We start from the raw sequence: 24270 nt of genomic DNA, 5'->3' as shown, positions 1-24270 counted from the left end.
CGCCAAGGGCCGCCGATTACACGAGGCCCTCGATTCGTCGGGACAGTGCCGCCCCATCCAACGGTTCCCGCGCGACGACGAAGATCGTGTCGTCGCCGGCGATCGTGCCGACCACCTCCGATAGGCTGGCCCGATCGATGGCACTGGCCAGGTAGTGCGCGGCACCCGGGGGCGTGCGCAGGACCGCCATGTTGCCGCTGCTGTCGGTCGACACCAGCAGGTCCGACAGCAGCCGGGCCAACCGATCGGTCCCGCCGGACACACCGCGCACCGGTGATCCGTCCTCCGGAACGACGTAGACGCCTGCCCCGCCGTCGGCGGCGCGCAATTTCACGGCACCGAGCTCGTCGAGGTCGCGTGACAGTGTCGCCTGTGTGGCGTCGATGCCCTGCTCGGAGAGCAGGTTCTGCAGTTCGGACTGGCTGCGCACCTGGTTGGCCGCGAGGATGTGGATGATCCGCGCGTGCCGCCCCGCGCGGGTGGCGGCGAGCCTGGCCTCCGCGGGCTCGGCAGCCGCGCCGCCACCCGTCGTGTCGGGTCCCGGTCTGGTGGTCGTCATCGGTGCTCCAACAACCAGATGAGCAGCGCCTTCTGGGCGTGCAGACGATTCTCGGCCTCGTCGAACACCACGCTGGCCGGACCGTCGATGACCGCGTCGGTGATCTCCTCGCCGCGATGCGCGGGCAGACAGTGCAGGACGATCGCATCGTCGGCGGCGTGGGCGAGCAGCGCGTCGTTGATCTGGTACGGCAGGAACGGTGCGTGCCGGTCCTTGCCGTCGCTCTCCTGCCCCATCGAGGTCCAGGTGTCGGTGACCACCACGTCGGCACCGGTCACCGCCGCGACCGGGTCGCCGACGATCCGCACCGATCCGCCGGTGAGTGCCGCGCGTGCGGTGGTGGCCTCGACCACGTCCGGGTCGGGTGCGAATCCGTCCGGGGAACTGATCGTCACGTGCATACCTGCCGTCACGCCGCCGAGCGCCAGCGAATGCGCCATGTTGTTGGCGCCGTCGCCGAGGTAGGTCATCGACAGACCCGCGGTCCGCCCCTTGTGCTCGATGATCGTCTGCAGGTCGGCGAGCACCTGACACGGGTGAAACGTATCCGACAGCGCGTTCACGATCGGCACCGTCGCCGACGACGCCATCTCCTCGAGTCGATCCTGGCCGAAGGTCCGCCAGACCACGGCGTCGACGAAGCGGGAGAGCACGCGGCCGGTGTCCTCGATGGTCTCGTCGCGGCCGAGTTGGGTGGTCGTGCTGTCGACGACGACGGCGTGGCCACCCAACTGTGCGATGCCCATTTCGAACGAGAAGCGGGTGCGGGTGGAGTTCTTGTCGAAGATCACGCCGACGCCGCGCGGTCCCTCGAGCGGCCGATGGTCGAACGGCTTGGCCTTGACCTCGGCGGCGAGGGCGAGCACCTCGGCCTGCTCGGCCGGGCTCAGGTCGTCGTCGCGCAGGAAGTGCCGGGTCATGCGTCGCTCCCTTGGGCAGCTGCGGCCGCGGCCGCGTCGAGGATGGAGGGCAGGGCGGCGACGAAGGACGCCCCCTGCTCTTCGGTCAGGATCAGCGGGGGCGCCAACCGCAACACGTCCGGCCCCGGGGCGTTGATGAGGAATCCCGAACCGCGCGCGGCCACTTCGGTTTTCGCCGCGATGTCGCTGGTGAGTACGACGCCGAGCAGCAGGCCCGAACCACGCACGTGGGAGATCTGCGGATGCCCGAGTTCCTCGATGCCCGCGGCGATCGACTTGCCGACCGCACCGACATGGTCGACGAGCCCCTCGTCGTCGATGACCTTCAGGACGGCCAGTGCCGCCGCGGTGCTGACCGGATTGCCACCGAAGGTGGTGCCGTGCTGGCCCGGCTCGAACAGGTCGGCCGCCGGTCCGGTCGCGATGACCGCGCCGATCGGCAACCCACCGCCGAGTCCCTTGGCCAGGGTCATCACGTCGGGCACCACACCGACCGACTGATGGGCGAAAAACGAACCGGTACGTGCGATTCCGGTCTGCACCTCGTCGAGGATCAGCAACGCGCCCTGGTCGCTGGTGATCCGTCGTGCCTGCGCCAGGTACCCCTCGGGCGGCACCACGACGCCGCTCTCCCCGAGGATCGGTTCGAGGATCACCGCGGCCGTCTTGTCGGTGACCGCCGCCTCCAGCGCGTCCACGTCGCCGTACGGCACGAACCGCACGCCGGGCGGCATCGGTTCGAACGGTGCACGTTTGGCGGGCTGCCCGGTCATCGCGAGCGCCCCCATGGTGCGCCCGTGGAAGGCACGTTCGGTGGCCACGATCTCGGGGCGACCGGTGCGGCGGGCAATCTTGAAGGCTGCCTCGTTGGCCTCGGTTCCGGAGTTGCAGAAGAACACCCGGCCCGGGTGCCCGAACTTGTCCAGCAGACGTTCGGCCAGTTCGACGGCCGGCGCACTGACATAGAGGTTGGAGACGTGTCCCAGCGTCTGCAGCTGAGTGGTCACCGCCTCGACGATCGCGGGATGCGCATGGCCGAGCGAATTGACCGCGATACCGCCGAGAAGATCGAGGTATTCCTTGCCGTCGGCGTCGGTGACCACCGCTCCCGAGCCGCGGACCAGTGCCAGAGCGGGGGTGCCGTAGTTGTTCATCAGGGCGGCAGACCAGCGCTGCCGCAACGGTTCGGTCATGATGCGTCACCTCCCTGGGTGGTCGCGGTGTCGGCGACGACGGTGGTCCCCGTCGAACTGTCGGTCAGCAGTTGGGCGAGCACCGAATGCGGTACCCGTCCGTCGATCACGTGGGCCTGTCGGACTCCTCCGACGACCGCTCGCAGGCACGCCTCCATCTTGGGGACCATGCCCGCGTCGAGCGAGCCCAGCAGACCGGCGAGTTCGTCGGTGTCGATCGTCGACACCAGCGAGGTGCGATCGGGCCAGTCGGGGTACAGGCCCTCGACGTCGGTCAGCATCACCAGGCGTGTGGCGCCCAGCGCCTCGGCCAGCGCGCCGGCGGCGGTGTCGGCATTGATGTTGTGCACCACGCCATCCCGATCCGGCGCGATGGTGGACACCACCGGGATACGCCCTGCGGCGACCAAGTCGAGGACAGCCGAGGTGTTCACCGAGGTGACGTCACCGACGAGCCCGATGTCGGTGGCCTCGCCGTCGACGAGGACCGTGCGACGGGTCGCGGTGAACAAATGTGCGTCCTCACCGGTGATGCCGACCGCGTACGGACCGTGTGTGTTGATGAGCCCGACGAGTTCACGCCCGACCTGACCGAACAACACCATCCGTGCGACGTCCATGACCTCGGGAGTCGTGACGCGGAATCCGCCGCGGAACTCCCCTTCGAGGCCGAGTCTCTTGAGCATGGCGGAGATCTGCGGGCCACCCCCGTGCACCACCACCGGGTGGATTCCGCAGGCACGCAGGAACACCATGTCGGCGGCGAAGGCTCGTTTGAGCTCGTCGTCGACCATGGCGTTGCCGCCGTACTTCACCACGATGGTCGCACCGTGTAGCGCCTGCAGGGCGGGCAGCGACTCGGCGAGGACGGTCGCCTTGTCCAGTGCGGTGAGCGAATCGGTGGTCATGACGAATACGCCGAGTTCTCTTCGACGTACCCGTGCGACAGGTCGGTGGTCCGGATGCTCGCCGACGCCTCACCGAGACCGAGGTCGATCTCCACGGCGATGTCGGTGCCCGAGAGGTCCACGTCCCGCGCACCCGGCAGCCCGCACCCGTTCTCGCACACGGGTGTCCCGTTGAACGACACCGTGATCCGATCCGGGTCGATCTCGAACGGAACCATCCCGGTGGCGGCGAGGACACGACCCCAGTTGGGATCGGAGCCGAACAGCGCCGTCTTGACCAGTGAGTCGCGGGCGACGGTGCGCCCGACGACGACCGCTTCGTCTTCGGTGACCGCGTTGACCACGGTGATGACGATGCGTTTGGTGACGCCCTCGGCGTCGGCCATCAGCTGGGCGGCGAGGTCGTCGCACACCGCGAACACCGCGGCGTCGAGCGCATCCTGGTCGACGGGGATCTGGCTGGCACCCGAACTGAGCAACAGAACGGTGTCGTTGGTGGAACACGAACCGTCCACGTCGAGACGGTCGAAGGTTGTCGCGGTGGCCTTGCGCAGAGCCGCGTCGAGCTGCTCGGCACTGGCCTGGGCGTCGGTGGTGAGCACCACGAGCATGGTCGCCAGCGACGGTGCGAGCATGCCCGCGCCTTTACCCATGCCGCCCACGTTCCACCCTTGAGGATGGTGCAGCGCAACCTGTTTGGGCACCGTGTCGGTGGTCATGATCGCGTGGGCGGCGTCGGTACCGCCGGAGAGTCCACCGCCCATCTCGTGAACGATCTCGGTGACGCCGGAGAGCACCTTGTCCATCGGCAGCCGGTCGCCGATCAGTCCGGTGGAGCAGACGGCGACCTCGACGGCCCCGGTACCGGTCCCCCAGTTGCTCAATTCCTCGGCGACCTTCTCCGCGGTCGCGTGGGTGTCCTGGAATCCGCCCGGGCCGGTACACGCATTGGCGCCACCCGAGTTGAGGATCACGGCTCGTAGGCGGCCGGTGGAGAGCACCTGTCGGCTCCACAGGACGGGCGCCGCCTTGACCTGGTTCCGGGTGAAGACACCCGCGGCGGCGTGGTCGGGCCCCTCGTTGAACACGAGCGCGAGATCCGCTGCGCCCGAAGCCTTGATGCCTGCGGCGACACCTGCTGCCCGAAAGCCCAGTGGCGCGGTCACGCCCTGGTCGCGCACGAGGCGCGGCGCGTCGAGCGGTGCGCCCGGGGTGATCCTGTCGTCGGATTGCGCATCCGACTGCGATGGTGTCGTCACGGCGCAACTCCCACGGTGCTCAGGCCCTCGGTCTCGTCCCAGCCGAGTGCGAGGTTCATCGATTGCACCGCTGCCCCGCCGGTGCCCTTGGTCAGATTGTCGATCGCCCCGACGGCGACCATCGTGCCTGCCCGTTCGTCCACGGTGACGGCGATCTGCACGGCGTTGCTGCCGAGCACCGACCCCGTCGTCGGCAACACACCCTCCGGCAGCAGGTGCACGAACTCTTCGTCCGCGTAAGCCTTTTCATAGGCCGCGCGGATCTCGGCGGTGGTCGCCGAGGTCCTTGCGGTGCAGGTCGCCAAGATGCCGCGCGACATCGGCACCAGCACCGGCGTGAACGAGACCCCCACCGGCATGTCGGCGGCCGCCGACAGTGCCTGCGAGATCTCCGGGGTGTGGCGATGCACGCCGACACCGTAGGCCCGCGACGATCCGATGACCTCGGAGGCGAGCAGATCGACCTTCGCCGCACGGCCGGCACCGGATGCGCCGCTCACCGCGACGACATTCACGTGCGGTTCGACGAGACCGGCGGCGACCGCCGGGCGCAGTGACAGGATCGTGACCGTCGGATAGCAGCCGGGCACCGCAACCCGCGTCGTACCCTGCAGCACCTCACGATTGCCGGGGATCTCGGGCAGGCCGTAGGGCCAGGTGCCGGCGTGCTCGCTGCCGTAGTAATCCATCCAGTCCTGGGCGTTGGTCAGACGATGGTCGGCACCGCAGTCGACGATCAGCGTCGTCGGCGGCAAGGCATCGGCGATCTCGCCCGAGGCCCCGTGTGGCAGACCGAGGAACACCACGTCGTGTCCGGCAAGGATCTCCGGGGTGGTGTCCTCGAGGACGCGATCGGCCAGCGGCAGCAGATGGGGATGCACCGAACCCACCGTGTTGCCCGCGTTGCCTGCCGCGGTCAACGCACCGATCTCGAGTTCCCCGGATCGCACGCGCGGATGCCCGCACAGGAGTCGCAGGATCTCTCCACCCGCATAGCCGCTCGCACCGGCGACCGCCACCTTCGTCGTCATATGATCATTATGCATGCTGATGCAAATTGATTCACCGGACGGGTGATCAGCGCAGTCGAGCACCCACCTGCTCGGCGGCGTGCTCCACCGCGGCCAACTTCGCCTCGTTGGCCTCGTCCTCGGTGAGTGTCCGGTCGGCGGCGCGGAAGCGCAGCGCGAAGGTCAGCGATTTACTGCCGGCACCCACCTGCTCGCCGGTGAACACGTCGAAGAGGTCGATCGACTCGAGGAGCTCGCCTGCGCCGGCCCGCAACGCCGCCTGGACGTCGGTCGAGGACACGGAGTCCGACACCACCACGTTGACGTCCTGCAGCACCGCGGGGAACGGAGAGACCCGTGGGGCGGGAAGTCGTTCATCGAGCGGCAGAGCGTCGATGTCGACCTCCACAGCACACAGGCGTTTGGGCAGATCTGCACGTTCCAACACGGCAGGATGCAGCTCACCCGCATACCCGACTGTGACACCGTCGACGACCAGTCGAGCGCACCGGCCGGGATGCCATGGCCGATGTTCGTCGGCCATCAGTTCGATGTCGACCCCTGCGGCCCGCCCGATGGACCGTGCGGCCTCGAACGCATCGAGATGGTCGGCCACGCGGCCGTGGCCCCAGGGTCCCGCGGGATCACGCAGGCCGGTCAGCACCACCGCGGCGTGCAGCGGCTGGTGCGGCAACGAGGCGTCGAGCGCGGCGATCTCGGCCTCCGTCGGCCTGCGGGTCACGTCGAGCTGCCCGACCGGCTCCACGTTGTCGCCCGCGATGACGATCTGTCCGATCGTGTACAGCGACAGATCCCGTTGTCCGCGCGCGATGTTGCGGGCCGCCATCTCGAGCAGGCCCGGCAGCAGCGTGGTGTTGAGTTCGGGTCGATCGGAATCGAGCGGGTTGAGGACCGAGACGGTGCGTCGCCGTTCGTCGTCGCCGGGCAGCTCCCAGATGTCGAACACGCCGGCCGGCATGAACGGGTACGGCAGAACTTCCACATAGCCGTCGAGCGCGAGCGTGCGTCCGATCGCACGGCGTCGTCGTTGCGACGCGGTGAGTCCGGTGCCTGCCGGAGCGTTCGGCACCACGGCCGGGATGTCCTCGAGACCTTCGAGTCGCAGCACCTCCTCGACGAGATCGGCGCGCTGCCGGAGATCTGGCCGCCACGACGGCGGCGTCACCTCGAGCGGGTCGGTCCCGACGACGGTGCAGCCCACCTCGGTGAGCCGCGATGCGGTGGTACCCGCCGGATAGGGGATCCCCGCGACACGGTCGGGCTCGTCGGCCGGGATCGAGATCACGGCCGGTGCGCCGGTCTCGACCCGGGCATCACTGAGCGGGGAGGCGATGGTGCCACCGGCGATCTCGACGATGAGCCGTGCGGCCCGATCCGATGCGGCCGCGGTGATCTCGGGATCGACGGTGCGCTCGAACCGTTTGCTGGCCTCTGACGTGAGCTTGTGCCGCTTGCCGGTACGGAAGACCCGCACCGGGTCGAAGGTGGCCGACTCGAGGAACACCGTCGTGGTGGCGTCGGAGACCTCGGAAGTCGCGCCGCCCATCACACCGGCCAGGGCCACCGGCCCGTTCTCGTCGGCGATGACGACGTCCTCGGGATCGAGCACCCGGTCGGTGCCGTCAAGGGTGGTCAGCTTCTCGTCCGGCCGCGCCGCACGCACGGTGATGGTGCCGGACAGTTTGTCGGCATCGAACGCGTGGAGCGGCTGCCCGAGCTCGATCATCACGTAGTTGGTGATGTCGACGATCGCGGAGATCGGCCGGATACCGGCCACCAACAGCCGTTTCTGAATCCACCACGGCGACACCGCCGTGGCATCGACGCCGGTGATGACCCGCGCGGTGTACCGGGTGGCCGACGAGTCGTCGTCGACCGCCACCGGCCATGCCTCGCCGGTGGCCGCGGCCGGCGGCTCGGCGTGCACCGGGTCGGCCAGGCCGGGCGCGCCCAGGGCCGGATCGACGAACGGCACACCGAAGCTGCCCGCGAGTTCACGTCCGAGTCCACGGACCGAGAAGGCGTAGCCACGGTCCGGGGTGACGTTGATGTCGATGGCCGTGTCGTCGAGGCCCAGAACCTCCCGCGCGTCCGCACCGGGCTCGGCGGTCCCGGGTGCGAGCACCAGGATGCCGCTGTGATCGTTGCCGATCCCGAGTTCGGAGACCGAGCAGATCATGCCGTCGGAGACCCGGCCGTATGTCTTGCGGGAGGCGATCTCGAACGGACCCGGCAGCACCACCCCCGGCAGCGCCGCCACGATCAGGTCGCCCTCGGCGAAATTGCGGGCACCGCAGACGATGCCGCGCGGCTCGGCCTCGCCGACCTCGACGGTGCAGAACCGGATCGGCTTCTTGAACTCGGTCAGTTCCTCGATGGTCTGCACCCGACCGACCACCAGCGGTCCGGTGATCGTGGGGAACGGATCGATGCCCTCGATCTCGAAGCCGACCCGGACGAACCCCTGATCGATCTCCGCGGCCGTCGCCGACCACTGGGGATCTCCGTTGCGGAGCACCTCGGTGAACCAGGACTGTGGGGCACGCACGTCAACCAACTACTTTCATCGATCGGGCTTGTCGCGGACGGGAATTCACTGGTGGGCCGGGGACGGTGGCGAGGACGCTCACACCGCAGGTCCGAACGGAACGGTGAAACGGATGTCGCCTTCGACCATGTCACGCATGTCGGAGATGTCGTTGCGGAACTGCAGGGTTCGCTCCAGCCCCATCCCGAAGGCGAAACCGGAGTACACGTCGGGATCGATTCCACTGGCCCGCAACACATTCGGGTTCACCATGCCGCAGCCGCCCCATTCGACCCAGCCCGGCCCGCCCTTCTTGCCGGGGAACCAGACGTCCACCTCTGCCGACGGTTCGGTGAACGGGAAGTAGCTCGCACGCATCCGGGTCGTGGTCTCCGGACCGAACAGCGCCCGCGCGAAGGTCTCCAGGGTGCCACGCAGATTCGCCAGGGTGAGCCCCTTGTCGACGGCGAGACCCTCGATCTGATGGAACACCGGGGTGTGTGTCGCGTCGAGTTCGTCGGTGCGGAAGGTACGTCCCGGGCACGCCACGTAGATCGGGACATCGCGGCTGAGCATCGAACGCACCTGCACCGGCGAGGTGTGCGTACGCAGCACCTGTCGGGATCCCTCCGGGGCGATGTAGAAGGTGTCCTGCATGGACCGCGCAGGATGATCGGGCAGGAAGTTGAGCGCGTCGAAGTTGTGGTGCTCGGTCTCCACCTCGGGCCCCTCGGCGATCTCCCAGCCCATGGCCACGAACACGTCGGCCACCTGCTCGGCGATGACCGTGATGGGATGGCGGGCACCGACGCGGCGTCGACCGCTCGGCAAGGTCACGTCGACGGATTCGGCGACCAGCACGGCCGCATCCCGTTCCGCATGGAGGGTGGCGGTCCGCACGTCGAGCGCCGCGGAGACACGTCCACGCACCTCGTTGACGAGCTTGCCGGCAGCCGACCGCTGATCCTTCGGGAGGCTGCCGAGCGCCCGGCGGGCCAACGCGATCGGCGACCGGTCACCGAGGTGCGCGGTCTTGGCATGTGCGAGGGCGTCGAGGTCGGCAGCCGCGTCGAAGGCCGCGACGGCGTCGGTGGCAGCGGCGTCGAGTTCCTGCGGCTCGGGGAACCCGGGCTGGATCTCTGGGGCGTCGTCGGCAGAGCTGGCCACGGTCGGCGGTCTCCTCGGTGTTCGAAAACAGGTGATCAGCGCGTGTCCGCCGTCCAGGTGGACAGCAGACATGCGTTGACCAGCCTAGTCGACCGACGAAACACATTGAGTCGCAGGTGGGCGCGTCTATCGGGAGCACGCTCGCGGGTCCGTCGTCGCCGGTCGACCGGCGACTACGGACCACCGAGGGTGGAACTATTCCGATCGCGTCGGCAATGCGGCGCGCGTCGTCGGCGCCTGCGCGGAGACGGCGGTGACCTCCATGTCGGTGGTCCGCTGCGCCTCGACCGGGGCGACGCGCTTCGGCGCGGTCCGGTAGTGGGTGAAGTAGATGGCCAGGGCGGTGAACATCAGGCCACCGACGAGATTGCCCAGCACCGTGGGGAGTTCGTTCCAGAGCAGGTAATCGGAGATGGTGAAGTCCGCGCCCAGCATGAGACCCACCGGGAACAGGAACATGTTGACCACCGAGTGTTCGAAGCCCATCGCGAAGAAGAGCAGGACCGGCAACCACATGACCGCGATCTTGCCGAGTACGTCCTTGGCGACCATCGCGCCGACGACACCGGTCGAGACCATCCAGTTGCACAGGATGCCGCGCACGAACACCGCAAGCCAGCCACCGACGCCGTGCTCCTCGTAACCAAGCGTCCGATCCGAGCCGATCGCTGCGAGCTTCTGCCCGAACGCGGCAAATTGGTTGCTCGCGTCCTGGATGGACGTGTCGAAGCCATAGGTCACGAACACCGACACCAGGAACGCGACGGTCAACGCACCGGCCAGGTTTCCGAGGAACACCAGCGACCAGTTGCGCAGTACGGCCTTGGCACCGACACCGGGTCGACGTGCCAGCCACGCCAGCGGTCCGAGGACGAACACACCGGTCAGCAGGTCGTACCCGAGCAGATAGAGCAAGCAGAAACCGATCGGGAACAGCAACGCCCCGACCAACGGTTGACCGGTCTCCACCGTCACCTTCACGGCGAAGGCCGCCGCCAGGGTCAGCATCGCGCCACCCATGAAGGCACGGATCAACGTGTCCCGCGTCGAGAGGTTCACCTTCGATTCGCCTGCGTCGATCAGGGTGACGGCGAGTTCCGGTGGTTTGACGTAGGTCATCGATTGGGCTCCTTCCACGCGCACCCTGGCGGTGCGGCCGTGGGGAGACGTTAGGAGCGCCGTGTTACTGCCGGGGTTCGATGTCTCGGCCTCGGTGTTACCGCTCGCGCACAACGAACCACCATGACTGTGAGCGACCGATCAGCGAACGGAGCGTGCCTGCGCTCGGGCACTCGCGTACAGACAGATGGCCGCCGCGGTCGCGAGATTGAGGCTCTCGGCTCGACCGCGGATCGGAATCGACACACGATGGTCGGCGGCCGCGACGATGTCGTCGGGCAGGCCGTGTGCCTCGTTGCCGAACAACCAGGCGGTCGGCGACGCCAGGATCTCGTCCGCATCGTCGAGCGAGAGATCGCCGTCTGCGGTGGTGGCGAGCACGGCCACACCGGCCTCGCCCAGTGCGGCCAATCCCCCGGCGACATCACGCTCACGGACGATCGGCAGGTGGAACACACTGCCCGCACTGGCCCGCACGCATTTGCCGTTGTGCGGGTCGACGGCATCACCGAGCAGCAGCACCGCGTCGGCGCCCATCGCGTCGGCACAACGGATGAGGGTCCCCGCATTACCGGGTTCACGGGGTTCGACGGCGACGGCGAGGAGCCGCGGATGGGCGGACACGACGTCGGACAGGGGCACGTCGAGCAGCGCACAGATGGCGAACACCCCGGGCGGCGTCGTGGTCTCGGACAGCTTGGCGCATGCGCGTGCGGTCAGGCCGACGACCGGTACTCCGGCACGGGCCGCCGAATCGATGAGCTCGCCGTGCGCGCCCTGCTCGTCGTCGCGGACGAGAACCTGCTCGGCCCGGCCGGCCACCAGGGCGGCCTCCACCGAGTTCGCACCCTCCACGAGGAAACGCCCCTCGGCGCGTCGCACCGCGGCGCGATGCAGCTTGGCATATGACACGACCCGCGAGGATCGCTCGGACAAGATCTCCATCACTGGATCATTCTTGCCGTGCGCTCACTCGCGGGTCGTGGACTCGCTTGCGTCAAAGCCCGGACGTCAGGCCGCCGGAGCGTTGACGTCGGCCGGCAGCGCCTTGCGGGCGACCTCGACGAGGCCGGTGAAGGCCTCGGGGTCGGTCACGGCGATGTCGGCGAGCACCTTGCGGTCGACCTCGACTCCAGCGGCCTTCAGGCCCTGGATGAAGCGGTTGTAGGTGATGTCGTTGGCGCGGGCCGCGGCGTTGATACGCGAGATCCACAGCTTGCGGAACTCACCCTTGCGGGCGCGACGGTCCCGGTAGGCGTAGGTCATCGAGTGGAGCTGCTGCTCCTTCGCCTTGCGGTACAGGCGCGAACGCTGCCCGCGGTAACCCTTGGAAGCCTCCAGGGTCGAACGACGCTTCTTCTGGGCGTTGACAGCCCTTTTCACGCGTGCCATGTGTCAGTCCTCTTCGTTACGTCAGATGTCGGATGCGGGTCAGCGGTTGAGCAGGCGCTTGATGCGCGGGGCGTCGTTCTCGCTGACAACCGTGGTGCCGTCGAGGCGACGGGTACGACGCGACGACTTGTGCTCCAACAGGTGGCGACGGTTGGCCTTCTGGCGAACGATCTTGCCGCTGCCGGTCACCTTGAATCGCTTGGCTGTGCCCTTGTGGGTCTTGCTCTTCGGCATGTTCTTCCTTCATTCGAGCGAGCGAGAGCCCACCCGGGTGCCGCCGGGTGTGTACTCGCGCGCTGGTGGTCAGTACCTCCGGCCGGTTTCCCGGCCAGGCGCTACTGGGTGGTCTCGTCCTTGGCGGCGGCCTGCTTGGGGCCGCGGTCGCGGGTCTGCTGCGCCTTCTGCCGCGTCTTCGCACCCTTGTGCGGTGCGAGCACCATGGTCATGTTCCGTCCGTCCTGCTTGGCCGCGGTCTCGACGAAGCCGTAGTCGGCGACGTCGTTCCCGAGACGCTGCAGCAGTCGGAAACCGAGTTCGGGGCGCGACTGCTCACGACCACGGAACATGATGGTGACCTTCACCTTGGACCCGGCCTCGAGGAACCTGACGACGTGACCCTTCTTGGTCTCGTAATCGTGGTCGTCGATCTTCGGGCGGAGCTTCTGCTCCTTGATGACGGTCATCTGTTGGTTGCGACGCGACTCGCGCTGCTTCTGGGCCGCTTCGTACTTGAACTTCCCGTAGTCCATGATCTTGCACACGGGCGGACGGGCGTCGGGTGCGACCTCGACCAGGTCCAAGTCGGCTTCCTCGGCCAGGCGGAGCGCATTTTCAACACGCACGATGCCCACCTGCTCACCGTTCGGTCCGACGAGCCGGACCTCAGGGACACGGATGCGCTCGTTGATGCGGGTCTCAGTGCTGCTGATGGGGCCTCCTTGATCAGTACTTCTTCTGCAGACCGCCTCGGTGAATCGGGCGCGCAGATGGAGTGTTCCCAGCAGAAGAGCCCCGGGACGATGCGTCCTCAGGGCTCCGATACCGACCGGTTCCACGACAATCGTCGCGTGTTGCCGACACCGGGAGTCCACACGATATGCGTGGACGACCTGTCGGCGTGAACCGGACCGTACAACTGCGGTGAACCCGCGTCGTGACGGTGGGAGCGGAACTCCACTTGCGACCCCGGCGCAAACCGGGGCGGTCGTTCTATGGGAGTCTAGCAGTCATGACCGAGAACTCCTATTCGTCACCTGCGCCGATGCCCGAAGAGGGCGGGTCACGAGGTGGCGACGGAGCCGCCGGTGCTGCACAGACCGATGATGACAACATCCGGGATCTGGCCGATATTCCGGCGATCGAGGTCGTCACCAAGGCGATCGTCATGCTCATGAGCGCTGCGGCGGAAAAGCTCGGACTGGCCGAGAACTCAGATCCGGACCGCGTCGATCTCGACGAGGCCCGCAGGCTGATCACCTCACTCGCAGGCCTGGTCACCGCGTCCAACGAGTACCTCGGCATCCACGCGGCCCCCGTCCGCGACGGTCTCAAGGGCCTGCAGCTGGCATTCCGCGAGGCCAGCGTCCACCCGGACGCGCCCGGCGACGGCCCCGGCGAGAAGTACACCGGACCGGTCCGCGGCTAGGACTTCTGCGGCCGGGACATCACGTCCGTCGAGGGCCGTAAGCTGGGACCTGTGAGCAACGAGACACCCCAGGAGCCGACTCCCGACGTCGTCGAGGGTGAGGTCGTGCCACCGACGACGCAACCTCCCGGTTATGCGCCGCCCCTACCCGACCCGGACTACACCGAACAGGGTGTGCCGACCTTCGATTTCGTGCGCGACAAGATCGAGAACCGTGTCGCCACGGCGATCGGCGGCGAAGAACTCGCCCACGCGACTCCCGAGGGGCAGCAGGTCGACGAGATGATGCGCAAGCGCGACGAGGCCGCCAAGAAGAAGCTCGACGAGATCCGTAAATCCATGGGCAAGGGCTGACCAGCCCCACCCACGTTCTTCCCCCTCTTTTCTGCTCTTCCCCCGCAAATTGTCGGGGGAAGAACAGAAAAGAGGGGGAAGAACTGTCTGAGCCGTCGCGTCAGCCGGCCGACGCGACCGCGTCGTCGATGTCGAGGATGTCCGCGAGGAACTTACCGGTGTGACTCTCCGGGGTGACTGCGATGTCTTCCGGCGTCCCCTCGGCGACGATGGTGCCGCCACCGTTGCCGCCCTCGGGGCCCATGTCGATCACCCAGTCAGCGGTCTTGATCACGTCGAGGTTGTGCTCGATGACGATCACCGTGTTGCCCTTGTCGACGAGGCCGCTGATCACACCGAGCAACTTCTTGATGTCCTCGAAGTGCAGACCGGTGGTCGGCTCGTCGAGGATGTAGACGGTGCGTCCGGTGGATCGTTTCTGGAGTTCCGCTGCCAGTTTGACGCGTTGGGCCTCACCGCCGGACAGCGTCGGCGCCGGCTGACCGAGCCGCACATAGCCGAGCCCCACGTCGACGAGCGTCTTGAGGTACCGGTGAATCGAGGTCACCGGCTCGAAGAACTCGGCGGCCTCCTCGATCGGCATGTCCAGAACCTGCGAGATCGTCTTGCCCTTGTAATGCACCTCGAGGGTTTCCCGGTTGTATCGCGCACCGTGGCACACCTCGCACGGCACGTACACGTCCGGCAGGAAGTTCATCTCGATCTTGATGGTGCCCTCACCGGTGCACGCCTCGCATCGACCACCCTTGACGTTGAACGAGAACCTGCCCGGCTGGTAGCCGCGCACCTTGGCCTCGGTGGTGGCGGCGAACAGTGTGCGGATCTTGTCGAACACTCCGGTGTAGGTTGCCGGGTTGGATCGTGGCGTACGGCCGATCGGCGACTGGTCGACCTGCACGAGTTTGTCGAGCTGATCGAGCCCCTTCACGCGTGTGTGCCGCCCCGGCACCTGCCGGGCGCCGTTGAGTTTGTTGGCCAGCACGGTCGCCAGGATGTCGTTGACGAGGGTCGATTTGCCCGACCCGGAGACACCGGTGACGGCCGTCAGCACGCCGAGCGGGAACGACACCTCGACGCCGCGGAGGTTGTGTTCACGCGCCCCGACGACGGTGATCTGCTTCTTCCGCGAGATCGGCCGACGAATCGCAGGCACGGGCAGTTCGTCTCGACCCGACAGATAGGCACCGGTGAGCGACCGGCGGTTGCGCAGCAGATCCTTGTAGCTGCCGCTGTGCACCACCTCGCCGCCGTGTTCGCCTGCCCGCGGACCGATGTCGACGATCCAGTCGGCGGCCCGGATGGTGTCCTCGTCGTGTTCGACGACGATCAGCGTGTTCCCGAGATCGCGCAGCCGCGTGAGGGTCTCGATGAGACGGCGGTTGTCACGCTGATGCAATCCGATCGACGGTTCGTCGAGCACATAGAGGACGCCGGCCAGTCCGGACCCGATCTGGGTGGCCAGTCGAATACGTTGCGCCTCGCCACCCGACAGTGATCCGGCCGCGCGGGCCAGCGACAGGTATTCCAGACCGACGTCGAGCAGGAACCGGATCCGAGCCTGCACCTCCTTGAGCACACGGCCGGCGATCGCCTCCTGACGAGTGTCGAGTTGCAGTCCGGTGAGGAACTCCGCGCACTCCGACACCGACAACGCACACACCTCGGCGATCGACTTCTCACCGTGGACCGGGTGATCGAGGGTGACCGCCAGGATCTCCGGCCGCAGACGCGCCCCCTGGCAGGCCGGGCACGGCACGTCGCGCATGTAGCCCTCGTAGCGTTCCTTCATCTGCTCGGACTCGGTCTGCTCCATGCGCCGTGCCAGGAACGACATCACGCCCTCGAACTCGGTGTAATACGACCTGGTACGCCCGTACCTGTTCCGGAACTTCACGTGCACCTGGTGGTCGCTGCCGTTGAGGATCGCGTTGCGCGCCTTGGCAGGTAGCTTGCGCCACGGGGTGTCGACGTCGAAGCCCATCTGGTCGGCGAGGCCGCTCATCAACCGCAAGAAGTAGTCGGCGTTGTGACCGCCGGACCACGGTGCGATCGCCCCCTCCGACAGGGAGAGGTCGGGATCGGGCACCACGAGTTCCTCGTCGACCTCCTTGCGGATGCCCAGACCATCACAGTCCGGGCAGGCACCGTAGGGCGAGTTGAACGAGAACGACCGGGGCTCGAGATCGTCGATGGCGATCGGGTGTCCGTTCGGGCAGGCCATCCGTTCCGAGAAGCGCCGTTCCCGTTCCGGGTCGGTCTCCTCGCGGTCGACAAAATCCAGGACGACGATGCCGTCGGCCAGCCTCAGGGCGGTCTCGATCGAGTCGGTGAGTCGCTGTTTGGCCGTCGGTTTCACGGCCAGGCGATCGACGACGACCTCGATGTCGTGCTTCTCCTGCTTCTTCAGCTTCGGCGGATCAGTCAGCTGATGCACCACACCATCGATCCGGGCACGGGAGAAGCCCTGGGTCTGCAGTCCGGAGAAGAGGTCGACGAACTCGCCCTTGCGGGTGCGCACGACAGGAGCGAGCACCTGGAAGCGCGTACCCGCCTCCATCTCGAGCACCTGGTCGACGATCTGCTGTGGGGTCTGCTTGGCGATCAACGCACCGCACTCCGGGCAATGCGCCCGGCCGGCCCGCGCGTAGAGCAGACGCAGATAGTCGTAGACCTCCGTGATGGTCCCGACGGTCGACCGCGGGTTCCGGTTGGTCGACTTCTGGTCGATGGACACCGCAGGTGACAGGCCTTCGATGAAGTCCACGTCGGGCTTGTCCATCTGGCCGAGGAACTGACGTGCATATGCCGACAGGGACTCGACGTAGCGACGCTGTCCTTCGGCGAAGATCGTGTCGAACGCGAGCGACGACTTGCCCGATCCCGACAGCCCGGTGAACACGATGAGGCTGTCCCGTGGCAGGTCCACGTCGATTCCGCGGAGGTTGTGTTCGCGGGCGCCGCGGACGATCAAACGGTCAACCACTTGGCATTCCTCATTCTCGATGTGTCTTCTTCGTGAGCCGTGTCTTCGTGGGCCGGCCGGGGTGCGGACACGGTCCGCCCACGGGCAGACCGTTCCGCGCACACCCTAGCGAGGGACTCCGACAAGAACGGGGTGCCCGATCTGTTCCATCCAGATGCTGGGATCGCTGCACGTTCGACGGCCTGCCGACCAGTCCTCCACGATACTCTCGCCGACCGGGTGCCGATCTCCGTCGACCGGCGGGGCCCGCTGGCATAGCCTGACGCCATGAGCCCGGAGAACGTCACCATCAACGACACCTACACCGGCGACCTGTCACAGGCACCGGCCCCGCAGCGCCGCACCATCGACTCGGCCACCATCGTGAAGCTGTCGGTCGGTCCGATGGACAACAACGTGTACGTCATCACCTCGAACAAGACCGGCGACCAGCTGATCATCGACGCCGCCAACGATGCCGAGCGCATCCTCGAGGTCGTCGACGCCCTGCCCGGCACGCCACGCCTGATCTTCACCACTCACCAGCATTTCGACCACTGGCAGGCTCTGGCCGAGGTGACCGACAAGCTCGGGGTGCCCACGGCAGCAGGCCGCCTCGACGCCGACGAACTCCCGGTCTCCCCCGCTCGGCTGATCGACGACGGGGAGACGATCGAGGTCGGTGATCTCACGTTCGACGCCATTCATCTCGTGGGCCACACACCCGGCTCGATCGCGCTTGCCCTCACCGACACCGACGGCACGGTGCACCTGTTCACCGGCGACTGCCTGTTCCCCGGCGGTCCTGGGCGGACAATACATCCGGACGAGTTCGAATCGCTGATGAGCGGCCTCGAAACGAAAGTGTTCGACCGCTACGACGACTCAACCATCGTCTATCCAGGCCATGGCAAAGACACCGACCTCGGCGCCGAGAGGCCATCGCTGGCCGAATGGCGCGCCCGCGGTTGGTGATCCAACGCAACCGCTTTCGCGCCCAGCGAACACTGTCGCGGTCTGGTCACACACGTGTTCCGATCGAGGGCATGACGACCACAGCGACCGCAGCAGCGGTGACATTGAGCCAAGCTCAAGTTCAGAACGAACGCGGACAGATGGCCCGCTGCGCACCCTGGTGCGACTACGACAACGGACACCTCGACGGAGACGCCTGCCACCACCACGTCGACGACGTCGAACTCACCCTCGAACCCACCGCGCGCGGCATGGAATACGGTGGCGCGACCGTCACCATGCCCTCCAAGATCGGCGCCTACCTGCGCCGCGACCACCGCGGCACCCATGCAGTTCTGCACCTGGAGGTGTACGGACGCACCGACACCACCACGATCGACGACGACGAACTGATGCTCACCAGCACTGAACTACGGCAGCTCGCCGACATGGCGACGGCCACCGCCGACCGCCTCGACGAGGGGAAACCATGACGACACAAGCCCGCGCACTGACCACCGACTGCCCCGACTGGTGCACCGAGGACCACACCCTCGACGTCGACCACTGGCAGAAGCCCGGCCCGTACATGGTGCTATCCCTCGAACCCGTCGAGCGCGAACAGTCGGGCGGCCTGCTGCACACATGGCACTCGCACATCGGCGTCAACGTAATCCAGCGCCACCACGAACTCGCCTCACTGCATGTACACCTGCAACGCAACCTTGCCAGCGGAGGTATGGACGACATCGAGTACACGATGACCCCCGACGAAGCGCGCCGCTACGCTGCAAAGCTGATCGAGGGGGCGGACATCGCCGACCCGGACGGCGCGGACTCCGGCCGGCCGTTACGAGTCTGGACCGACGACGGCGCGCACTGAACGAATACGCTCCGTCACGCGGAGGGTATTCAGCGGCTCCTGCGCCCAGTGCGGGGGTCACCTACAAATGGCTGCTGCCGCTTGCCCGACCGCAGCCCGACCCCCGCACCGGACCGAGAGGAGGTCAGTGGACGATTTGGTCCACCACCCTCGAAGTACTGTAGACGCGCCCACCGACATTGTTTGAACGGAAGGCCCCATGACGCACACAGCGGACTTGACTACCTGGTGGAACGATCGCACCGACGCACAAAAAGCTGCCCTGCGGGCCGCCGCCGACAGTCGCCAGCTACCGGAGGGCATTGCCGCACTGCTCATCGACACCCACTGTCCCGAAATGCCTGTCGGCACCGAATGGCTGTCGAACCAGACAGGCGTCGAATGGCACATGCCGACGCCCCTACGGAAGTTCATTCGCGAACTACCCCCGAGCGATGACGTGGCCGCGTTGATCGCGCAGGAAGCGGAAGCGGCCGAACAGAACCTCGACCAGCCTCTACCCGAGCACGTCACCGTGACACGGCATCGATCGAATCGGCCGCGTTCGATCTGAGGGTGTGAGTCAGACTCACAGCCCTTCTTCGCGGAGCGTTTGGACGATGGGGTCCGCCAGACGTACCCCATACCGGCCGCGACGCCGGGTCGCCCCGATTACCTCCGCCAGGCGGAGGGAACTGAGCTGAGTGCGGTAACCTGTTGTCCGGCAGTCGGATACCATGTCGCCCGATGTTTCATCGGGCGACATATAATCACCACCCAGTGATGGTCTGAAGCGGTATGCAACGACGCACCTCTTGAGCTCGCCGACACTGTCTCATCTGGAAAGTTGCCGGAGAGAAGCGAGGCGCGGACAGGTCACCGATACCAGCGGCCGATCGCGGGAGGGGCGTCGGTCCGCACGTAGAACGATGAGACGATTCCTCGGCGAGACTCACCACAGACGCCACCGTCCACGATTTTCGCCTGACCGGTCGCAGTATTCGTGATCCGGACAGCGGCGTTGATCCCTTCGTGGACCGGCTGGACGTTGGTCTCTGGGTCCTGCATGTCGAGGTTCCACACCTGATTTGAGGCGCGCTGACGCAGATACTGAACGACTTCCTCGGCGGTGGCCGACACGCATAGGCAATTGTGGGATTCGACAGCACCAGTTGGTCGGACACGGAAGAACTTGCCGTCATGGGTGACTGAGTGCCCCAGCGGGTTCGCGATCGTGTTCAGCTCGTCGAGTTGGAAGGACGGGTCGTCGGTTACCGCAGGAATCGTGGAACCGTCGGGCACTGTGATGTCGAAATCGTCGCTCATCGCGACAGAATCGCACGTCACAGGCCGATTCTGCACCGAAAATCGCAGGTTCCGCACAAAAAAATCTGACTCACCGGCGAGTCAGGAATAGGCCACCCCCGCCAGGATTATCGTGCGCCCCTCTGCGCCCCTCTGCGCCACACGGGCCGGGTAGCTGGGCGGGGCGGCGGTGCTGGCTCGTGCGGTGCTGGCTCGTGCGGTGGCTGTGCTGCGTCGCTGGCCGGGGTGGGAACCGACCAGCAGCTCATGGCCAGTGCGCCGACGTCGGTGTCGTCCACGTCGTCGTCGGTCTCGGGCTGCTGGGGTTCGTCGTCGTAGAAGCCCGTCGAGTCGTGCAGGTCCAGGTCGGCGTCGTCGCGGCGCGTGCCGAGTGCTGGCCGGAGGTGGTCGCGGCTGCCGTCGCCGCGTTCACGGTTGCAGGTCATGTGGAGCAGTCGGTCGGCGATGGTGCCGCCGCGGCTGCGGGCGGTGCTGTGGTCGCCCTCGAGTGAGGCGTGGTCCCAGTTGCGGCGGCGGTCGCGGTACATGGGTTGACCGCACCACCAGCAGGGCGATCCGTCGATGTGTCGGGTCTTGAGTCGTTGCACGGCTTGCTGATGGGTCCAGCCGAGGCCACGGCTGGTGGTGGTGTGTCGTCGTGTGGTCATCGGCTGCTGGTTCCTCTGTGCTGGAATGTGGCTGTGTCACAGGGTGGTTCGCTGGGGTGTGGTGGCTCCCGACCGGGGAGCATCTGACAACAGCCTGGTCGGGAGCCATCACGTGGGGAGTCCCTCGGCGGCGTGCCCGTGTTTACGCCGCCGAACAGCCGCGGGTCTCCCGGCCGGACACAGGTCTTGGGGGTGGTCGAGAAAGGAGCGAAGCCTCCACGCCCAATGCGACTGGGTGTCCGGCACGTCTCGGGTCAGAGAGTCCAGCTGTCGAGTTGGATCACTGGGGTTACGTTGTCGAGGAGTGCGGCGGCGCCGTGTGGGTCGCGGTCGAACGCGGCGACCCAACGCCGGCGGTAGCGGGCCGACACGGTGCCGGCGGTGATGGCCTGGTCGACGATGCGTTCGTGGTCGGCGTGTAGGTCGAGCGGGTCGGTGTGCTCGGCCCACTGTTCTTCAAGGGTGTTCATGTCCCACCTCCTGGGAAGAGCTCCGGGCCGGGGAAGGTCTCAGGCCCCGGCACCGGGATCAAGGGTTTTCGGGGGCGGTGGTGCCGGTGATGACCTTGCATGCCTGCGGCTTGTCGACGGCGAATGCCGGGACTGCGTACGCCTGTACGCGGGTGGACCTCTTGGCGCGTTCGTCGATGACGTCGACGGTCAGCTCGCGTTCGTAGCCGACGACGCCGACTTTGCCGCGGGCCAGGACGTAGACGCGGCCCGCCTGAATGTACGGATTGACTTCGAGGGTCAGGCCCACGGAGTCAAGGACTTTCGTCATTTCTTCGCCGTACCCGATGGCGAGGGCTTCGGCGTCGGTGGGGCCGCACAGCAGGGTATCGGGGGTGAAGCCCAGGCGGTCGGTGAAGAACTGGGTGCGGACGGTGATGAGGTCGGCTAGCGGCCGGGATGCGTTGGGGGTCAACGATTCTGGTGGGCCGACGGTTACCAGGTCAGGCCAGGGTTGGACGGCAGGGAAGGTGTTGAGATCGGCGGCGTCGACGGCGTCGAGGGCGTGCAAGTTCAACTTGCGCACCAACGTGTTTCGAAGCTGAGACATCTTGTTCGTGAAGGTGGACATGTCGGAGCGGTCGACCTCTTCGTCGGTGACATCGACCCAGCCGCCGTAGTCTTCGACCAGGGCGAGGCGGAACTCAGGGTCGACGGCCCGCACGCGTTGGTATTCGTCGCCGGGTGCGCGGGCAACGACGTCGTCCTCGGTGTACCGGTCTTCGGTGCGGAGCCGGGTGTGCAGGATGCCGCCGCCTTGGACGGGCTGGGCGAGGCCGGTGAAGAAGGCGGACAGTAGTTCGGAACCTTCGGCGGTCTCGGCGATCTTGGAGCGGATGACGCTGGGTTGTGCCAGCAGCCCACTGACCGTTAGCTCCTGGCCGGGCAGGTCGAAGCGGGGTAGGAGTACCCCGTTCTGCGGGCCGCGCCAGGGCATTGAGGATTTGATGGCGGGTTTTCCGCCGGCGAATATGCGGTCGCGCGTACTCATGATTGTGGGCTCCGTTCTTTCAGGCCAAGCTGACGAATGCGTGCTCGCCGGTGGTGGCGGTGTTGACCGAGTAGCCGACGACCACGCCGTCGGTGTGCGGAACAGCAGTGCCGTCGGGGCCGACTTCGACGTCGTCGCCTGCGGTGACCGATGCTCCGGCGACGACGCGCACGATGCGAGAGTTGCCGCGCGCCAAGCCGATCAACGTGCCAGCGTCGCCGTCGTACTTGGCGACGCCTGCGATGCGGCCGCCGGGGTCGGCGGGTGCGACGGTCAGGACACCTTCGCCGGTGAGGTCGCCGTCGATTTGCGCGAAGTGTGACTGTTGGATGTCGGCGGTGGTGAAGGCGGTGACGTCGTGGCCGGGGCCGTACACGTCGACGCTGAGGTTGGGCATTGCTGCTCCGTCCGTTGTCGGACCGCATCGGTTGGGATCTGCCATCGGCCGGCCACCCGGTGCGCGCCGGTCAGGTGACCGTGGGCGCAGAGTCCACGCACGTGGCGGGCGGTGCAGCCGAGCAGGTCGGCGGCGTCTGCGGTGCCGAGGTAACCCTCGGTTGAGTGCCACTGTGGCACAACAGAACCCGTCATGGTTTCCGTTGTTCCGGCGTCGGAACGGTGCGCGGAAGTCCGAAGGTCATGTTCGAGCTCCAGCACGCGGGTGCGCACACCGAGTCCGGCCCGCTCCGCGAGCTTGTCGAGCAGCCGCAGCGATGCCGCCAGGAACAGCGCGGACTCGCTGTCAAGAAGCACTCCACGAGCCGCGGAGACGGTCATTGCGGCCGCCGGGGTATCGACGCGAGGGCGGCCAACTCGTCGAGCAACGGCTCCGGTGCAGCGACGTCGTCGGCGTGGGGCAACTCACCGATTATCGAGCCGAGCATCGCGACGAACAGGTCCCGGTCGGGCGCGAGCACCTCCAGGCGTTCGCGCCCGACGTCCCAGCCGGACAGTGCCACGTCGGGCGGGTTGTCGATCTCGTTGAGGCGCGGGTCCTGGTCGCCGACGATGATCTTGTCGTCGGGGGTGCCTTCATAGCCGTACAGGACGAGCTCGGTGACGGCCCGGGCCAATGGGGTCAGTCGGCCGGCGAGCTGAGTCCGCAGCGTCGTCGGGTCGGCGATTGAGCGGGTCAGCTTGCCCAGCGACTGCCGAAGTGTTGGCAGCATCTCGTCGACAGTGGCCTGGTCGGAGTCGAGTGCCACCCGGTCAGCGGCCCATCCGTCGGCGTCGTCGCGTGTGCCGTGCACGACGAGACCGATGACGGCGCGCTGGATACGGAGTTCACGATGGACGACGTCGAGCGGCCGTTCGGCGGGGCGGTCAGTGGCGGTCATGCGGTAGGTCCTTCCGTCGTGGTGGTGTCGATGGCGTCGTGGAGCGCGTCGGCGAGGGTGCGGGCCTCGTTGACGGGCAGTGAGATGCGTAACCGCTCGAGCTGCACGACGATCGGCCGGTCGGGGCTGTCGGTCAGACGCACGGTCGGCGTGCAGGTCCATCCGTGCACCCGCGCGCTCACGGGCGCTGCCGCCGATGCCAGCCACACCGATGGGCGGGCGCGGACACGGCGATGCGACACGGGTGACCGTCGGCGCACGGCGCACCGCACCGGAACGCGGCGGCGAGAACGCGGTGGTGCACGTCGTCGGGCAACGGTCCAAGGCGTTCGTGCGCCGGCGGCTGTGGGGCACCCAGTGAGGTCCGCCTGCCGGGCTTGTCGAAGTCGGTGAAGTCGGCCACCCAGAGGCGGCGGCGGCCGTCGTCGTGGATGGTCTCGGCCGCGTAGTGATCCTGCAATCCGACGTCACCGAGATCGGTGGTGCGGACCATCCAGCCCACGTCTGAGGCGTCCCACTGGTCCTCGGGGTGATTTGGACCTGTCGTCATCGACACGGTTGCCTCCTCCTCGATTCGTTTCTGTCCGCGCCGTGGGGCGCGTCAACTG

The 24270-nt window shown here is 67.1% G+C and carries 29 protein-coding genes; 7 read left to right on the top strand and 22 right to left on the bottom strand.

Translation table 11 applies throughout. The features are described 5' to 3' along the window. Positions 1 to 16 precede the first annotated feature (16 nt). The 13 genes from AAFP35_RS24425 to infC all read right to left on the bottom strand — a co-directional run bounded on the left by AAFP35_RS24425 (position 17) and on the right by infC (position 13061). Positions 17 to 559: an arginine repressor gene (locus AAFP35_RS24425; RefSeq protein WP_419224268.1), complete on the bottom strand. Its 543-nt coding sequence runs from the start codon at positions 557 to 559 to the stop codon at positions 17 to 19. Further along, entirely contained in the window at positions 556 to 1479 is a 924-nt protein-coding gene (argF, locus tag AAFP35_RS24420) for an ornithine carbamoyltransferase (RefSeq protein WP_419224267.1), read from the bottom strand. The genes AAFP35_RS24425 and argF overlap by 4 nt, the downstream gene beginning before the upstream one ends. After that, entirely contained in the window at positions 1476 to 2672 is a 1197-nt protein-coding gene (locus tag AAFP35_RS24415) for an acetylornithine transaminase (protein ID WP_419224266.1), read from the bottom strand. The genes argF and AAFP35_RS24415 overlap by 4 nt, the downstream gene beginning before the upstream one ends. Next, positions 2669 to 3580: an acetylglutamate kinase gene (argB, locus tag AAFP35_RS24410; RefSeq protein WP_419224265.1), complete on the bottom strand. Its 912-nt coding sequence runs from the start codon at positions 3578 to 3580 to the stop codon at positions 2669 to 2671. Before argB ends, AAFP35_RS24415 begins: the two co-directional genes overlap by 4 nt. Continuing rightward, entirely contained in the window at positions 3577 to 4839 is a 1263-nt protein-coding gene (argJ, locus tag AAFP35_RS24405; protein ID WP_419224264.1) for a bifunctional glutamate N-acetyltransferase/amino-acid acetyltransferase ArgJ, read from the bottom strand. The genes argB and argJ overlap by 4 nt, the downstream gene beginning before the upstream one ends. After that, positions 4836 to 5870, bottom strand: a complete 1035-nt coding sequence (gene argC / locus AAFP35_RS24400) for an N-acetyl-gamma-glutamyl-phosphate reductase (protein ID WP_419224263.1) — start codon at positions 5868 to 5870, stop codon at positions 4836 to 4838. Before argC ends, argJ begins: the two co-directional genes overlap by 4 nt. A gap of 46 nt (positions 5871 to 5916) precedes the next feature. Beyond that, on the bottom strand, positions 5917 to 8418 hold the full coding sequence (pheT, locus tag AAFP35_RS24395; protein ID WP_419224262.1) for a phenylalanine--tRNA ligase subunit beta: 2502 nt from the start codon (positions 8416 to 8418) through the stop codon (positions 5917 to 5919). 78 nt (positions 8419 to 8496) lie between these two features. Continuing rightward, positions 8497 to 9564: a phenylalanine--tRNA ligase subunit alpha gene (pheS, locus tag AAFP35_RS24390; RefSeq protein ID WP_419224261.1), complete on the bottom strand. Its 1068-nt coding sequence runs from the start codon at positions 9562 to 9564 to the stop codon at positions 8497 to 8499. A 195-nt stretch (positions 9565 to 9759) separates the two neighbouring features. Further along, positions 9760 to 10683, bottom strand: a complete 924-nt coding sequence (locus AAFP35_RS24385) for a formate/nitrite transporter family protein (RefSeq protein WP_419224260.1) — start codon at positions 10681 to 10683, stop codon at positions 9760 to 9762. 141 nt (positions 10684 to 10824) lie between these two features. Further along, positions 10825 to 11628 (bottom strand): TrmH family RNA methyltransferase, encoded by an 804-nt coding sequence (locus AAFP35_RS24380; RefSeq protein ID WP_419224259.1) that lies wholly within the window; start codon positions 11626 to 11628, stop codon positions 10825 to 10827. Positions 11629 to 11694: 66 nt separating this feature from the next. Continuing rightward, positions 11695 to 12075 (bottom strand): 50S ribosomal protein L20, encoded by a 381-nt coding sequence (gene rplT, locus AAFP35_RS24375; protein ID WP_419224258.1) that lies wholly within the window; start codon positions 12073 to 12075, stop codon positions 11695 to 11697. Positions 12076 to 12114: 39 nt separating this feature from the next. Further along, positions 12115 to 12309, bottom strand: coding sequence for a 50S ribosomal protein L35 (gene rpmI, locus AAFP35_RS24370; protein WP_012834577.1), 195 nt, complete (start codon positions 12307 to 12309; stop codon positions 12115 to 12117). A 101-nt stretch (positions 12310 to 12410) separates the two neighbouring features. Continuing rightward, on the bottom strand, positions 12411 to 13061 hold the full coding sequence (gene infC, locus AAFP35_RS24365) for a translation initiation factor IF-3 (protein WP_419224276.1): 651 nt from the start codon (positions 13059 to 13061) through the stop codon (positions 12411 to 12413). A 242-nt stretch (positions 13062 to 13303) separates the two neighbouring features. Here infC and AAFP35_RS24360 point away from each other — a divergent pair, with 242 nt between their 5' ends. Then, positions 13304 to 13720: a DUF1844 domain-containing protein gene (locus AAFP35_RS24360; protein WP_419224257.1), complete on the top strand. Its 417-nt coding sequence runs from the start codon at positions 13304 to 13306 to the stop codon at positions 13718 to 13720. A gap of 51 nt (positions 13721 to 13771) precedes the next feature. After that, a complete protein-coding gene (locus tag AAFP35_RS24355; RefSeq protein WP_419224256.1) occupies positions 13772 to 14074 on the top strand; it encodes a PspA domain-containing protein in 303 nt (100 codons plus the stop codon). 100 nt (positions 14075 to 14174) lie between these two features. Here the strand turns inward: AAFP35_RS24355 and uvrA are convergent, their stop codons facing one another. After that, positions 14175 to 17057, bottom strand: a complete 2883-nt coding sequence (uvrA, locus tag AAFP35_RS24350) for an excinuclease ABC subunit UvrA (protein WP_419224255.1) — start codon at positions 17055 to 17057, stop codon at positions 14175 to 14177. 267 nt (positions 17058 to 17324) lie between these two features. Here uvrA and AAFP35_RS24345 point away from each other — a divergent pair, with 267 nt between their 5' ends. The 4 genes from AAFP35_RS24345 to AAFP35_RS24330 all read left to right on the top strand — a co-directional run bounded on the left by AAFP35_RS24345 (position 17325) and on the right by AAFP35_RS24330 (position 19426). Beyond that, the gene (locus AAFP35_RS24345) at positions 17325 to 18011 is read left to right on the top strand and encodes an MBL fold metallo-hydrolase (RefSeq protein ID WP_419224254.1); all 687 of its coding nucleotides are present in this window, start codon (positions 17325 to 17327) and stop codon (positions 18009 to 18011) included. Positions 18012 to 18082: 71 nt separating this feature from the next. Next, positions 18083 to 18484: a DUF6907 domain-containing protein gene (locus tag AAFP35_RS24340; RefSeq protein WP_419224253.1), complete on the top strand. Its 402-nt coding sequence runs from the start codon at positions 18083 to 18085 to the stop codon at positions 18482 to 18484. Continuing rightward, positions 18481 to 18873: a DUF6907 domain-containing protein gene (locus AAFP35_RS24335; protein ID WP_419224252.1), complete on the top strand. Its 393-nt coding sequence runs from the start codon at positions 18481 to 18483 to the stop codon at positions 18871 to 18873. Before AAFP35_RS24340 ends, AAFP35_RS24335 begins: the two co-directional genes overlap by 4 nt. A 199-nt stretch (positions 18874 to 19072) precedes the next feature. Beyond that, complete coding sequence (locus AAFP35_RS24330; RefSeq protein WP_419224251.1) at positions 19073 to 19426, top strand: hypothetical protein; 354 nt, start codon at positions 19073 to 19075, stop codon at positions 19424 to 19426. Between the two features lie 302 nt (positions 19427 to 19728). On the opposite strand, the gene AAFP35_RS24325 is transcribed toward AAFP35_RS24330, so the two are convergent. The 5 genes from AAFP35_RS24325 to AAFP35_RS24305 all read right to left on the bottom strand — a co-directional run bounded on the left by AAFP35_RS24325 (position 19729) and on the right by AAFP35_RS24305 (position 22722). After that, positions 19729 to 20178, bottom strand: coding sequence for a hypothetical protein (locus AAFP35_RS24325; protein ID WP_419224250.1), 450 nt, complete (start codon positions 20176 to 20178; stop codon positions 19729 to 19731). A gap of 107 nt (positions 20179 to 20285) precedes the next feature. Then, the gene (locus AAFP35_RS24320) at positions 20286 to 20825 is read right to left on the bottom strand and encodes a hypothetical protein (RefSeq protein WP_419224249.1); all 540 of its coding nucleotides are present in this window, start codon (positions 20823 to 20825) and stop codon (positions 20286 to 20288) included. A 254-nt stretch (positions 20826 to 21079) separates the two neighbouring features. Beyond that, the gene (locus tag AAFP35_RS24315) at positions 21080 to 21295 is read right to left on the bottom strand and encodes a hypothetical protein (protein ID WP_419224248.1); all 216 of its coding nucleotides are present in this window, start codon (positions 21293 to 21295) and stop codon (positions 21080 to 21082) included. 58 nt (positions 21296 to 21353) lie between these two features. Next, the gene (locus AAFP35_RS24310) at positions 21354 to 22325 is read right to left on the bottom strand and encodes a major capsid protein (RefSeq protein WP_419224247.1); all 972 of its coding nucleotides are present in this window, start codon (positions 22323 to 22325) and stop codon (positions 21354 to 21356) included. 19 nt (positions 22326 to 22344) lie between these two features. After that, a complete protein-coding gene (locus tag AAFP35_RS24305) occupies positions 22345 to 22722 on the bottom strand; it encodes a DUF2190 domain-containing protein (RefSeq protein WP_419224246.1) in 378 nt (125 codons plus the stop codon). Between AAFP35_RS24305 and AAFP35_RS24300 the strand changes: the two genes are divergently transcribed. Further along, positions 22722 to 22886, top strand: coding sequence for a hypothetical protein (locus AAFP35_RS24300; RefSeq protein ID WP_419224245.1), 165 nt, complete (start codon positions 22722 to 22724; stop codon positions 22884 to 22886). The genes AAFP35_RS24305 and AAFP35_RS24300 overlap by 1 nt on opposite strands. A 212-nt stretch (positions 22887 to 23098) precedes the next feature. Here AAFP35_RS24300 and AAFP35_RS24295 read toward each other — a convergent pair whose 3' ends face one another. From AAFP35_RS24295 to AAFP35_RS24285, 3 genes are read right to left on the bottom strand one after another with little or no spacing between them, the layout of a single operon-like run. Further along, entirely contained in the window at positions 23099 to 23662 is a 564-nt protein-coding gene (locus tag AAFP35_RS24295; protein WP_419224244.1) for a hypothetical protein, read from the bottom strand. Next, a complete protein-coding gene (locus AAFP35_RS24290; RefSeq protein ID WP_419224243.1) occupies positions 23659 to 23844 on the bottom strand; it encodes a hypothetical protein in 186 nt (61 codons plus the stop codon). The genes AAFP35_RS24295 and AAFP35_RS24290 overlap by 4 nt, the downstream gene beginning before the upstream one ends. Next, positions 23841 to 24212, bottom strand: coding sequence for a hypothetical protein (locus tag AAFP35_RS24285; RefSeq protein ID WP_419224242.1), 372 nt, complete (start codon positions 24210 to 24212; stop codon positions 23841 to 23843). Before AAFP35_RS24285 ends, AAFP35_RS24290 begins: the two co-directional genes overlap by 4 nt. Between the last annotated feature and the right edge of the window lie 58 nt (positions 24213 to 24270).

It is taken from the genome of Gordonia sp. CPCC 206044, assembly GCF_048537895.1.
GTDB lineage: Bacteria > Actinomycetota > Actinomycetes > Mycobacteriales > Mycobacteriaceae > Gordonia.
Note: the sequence above shows the minus strand (reverse complement) of the source record. Positions and strands in the feature narration are given on the sequence as shown.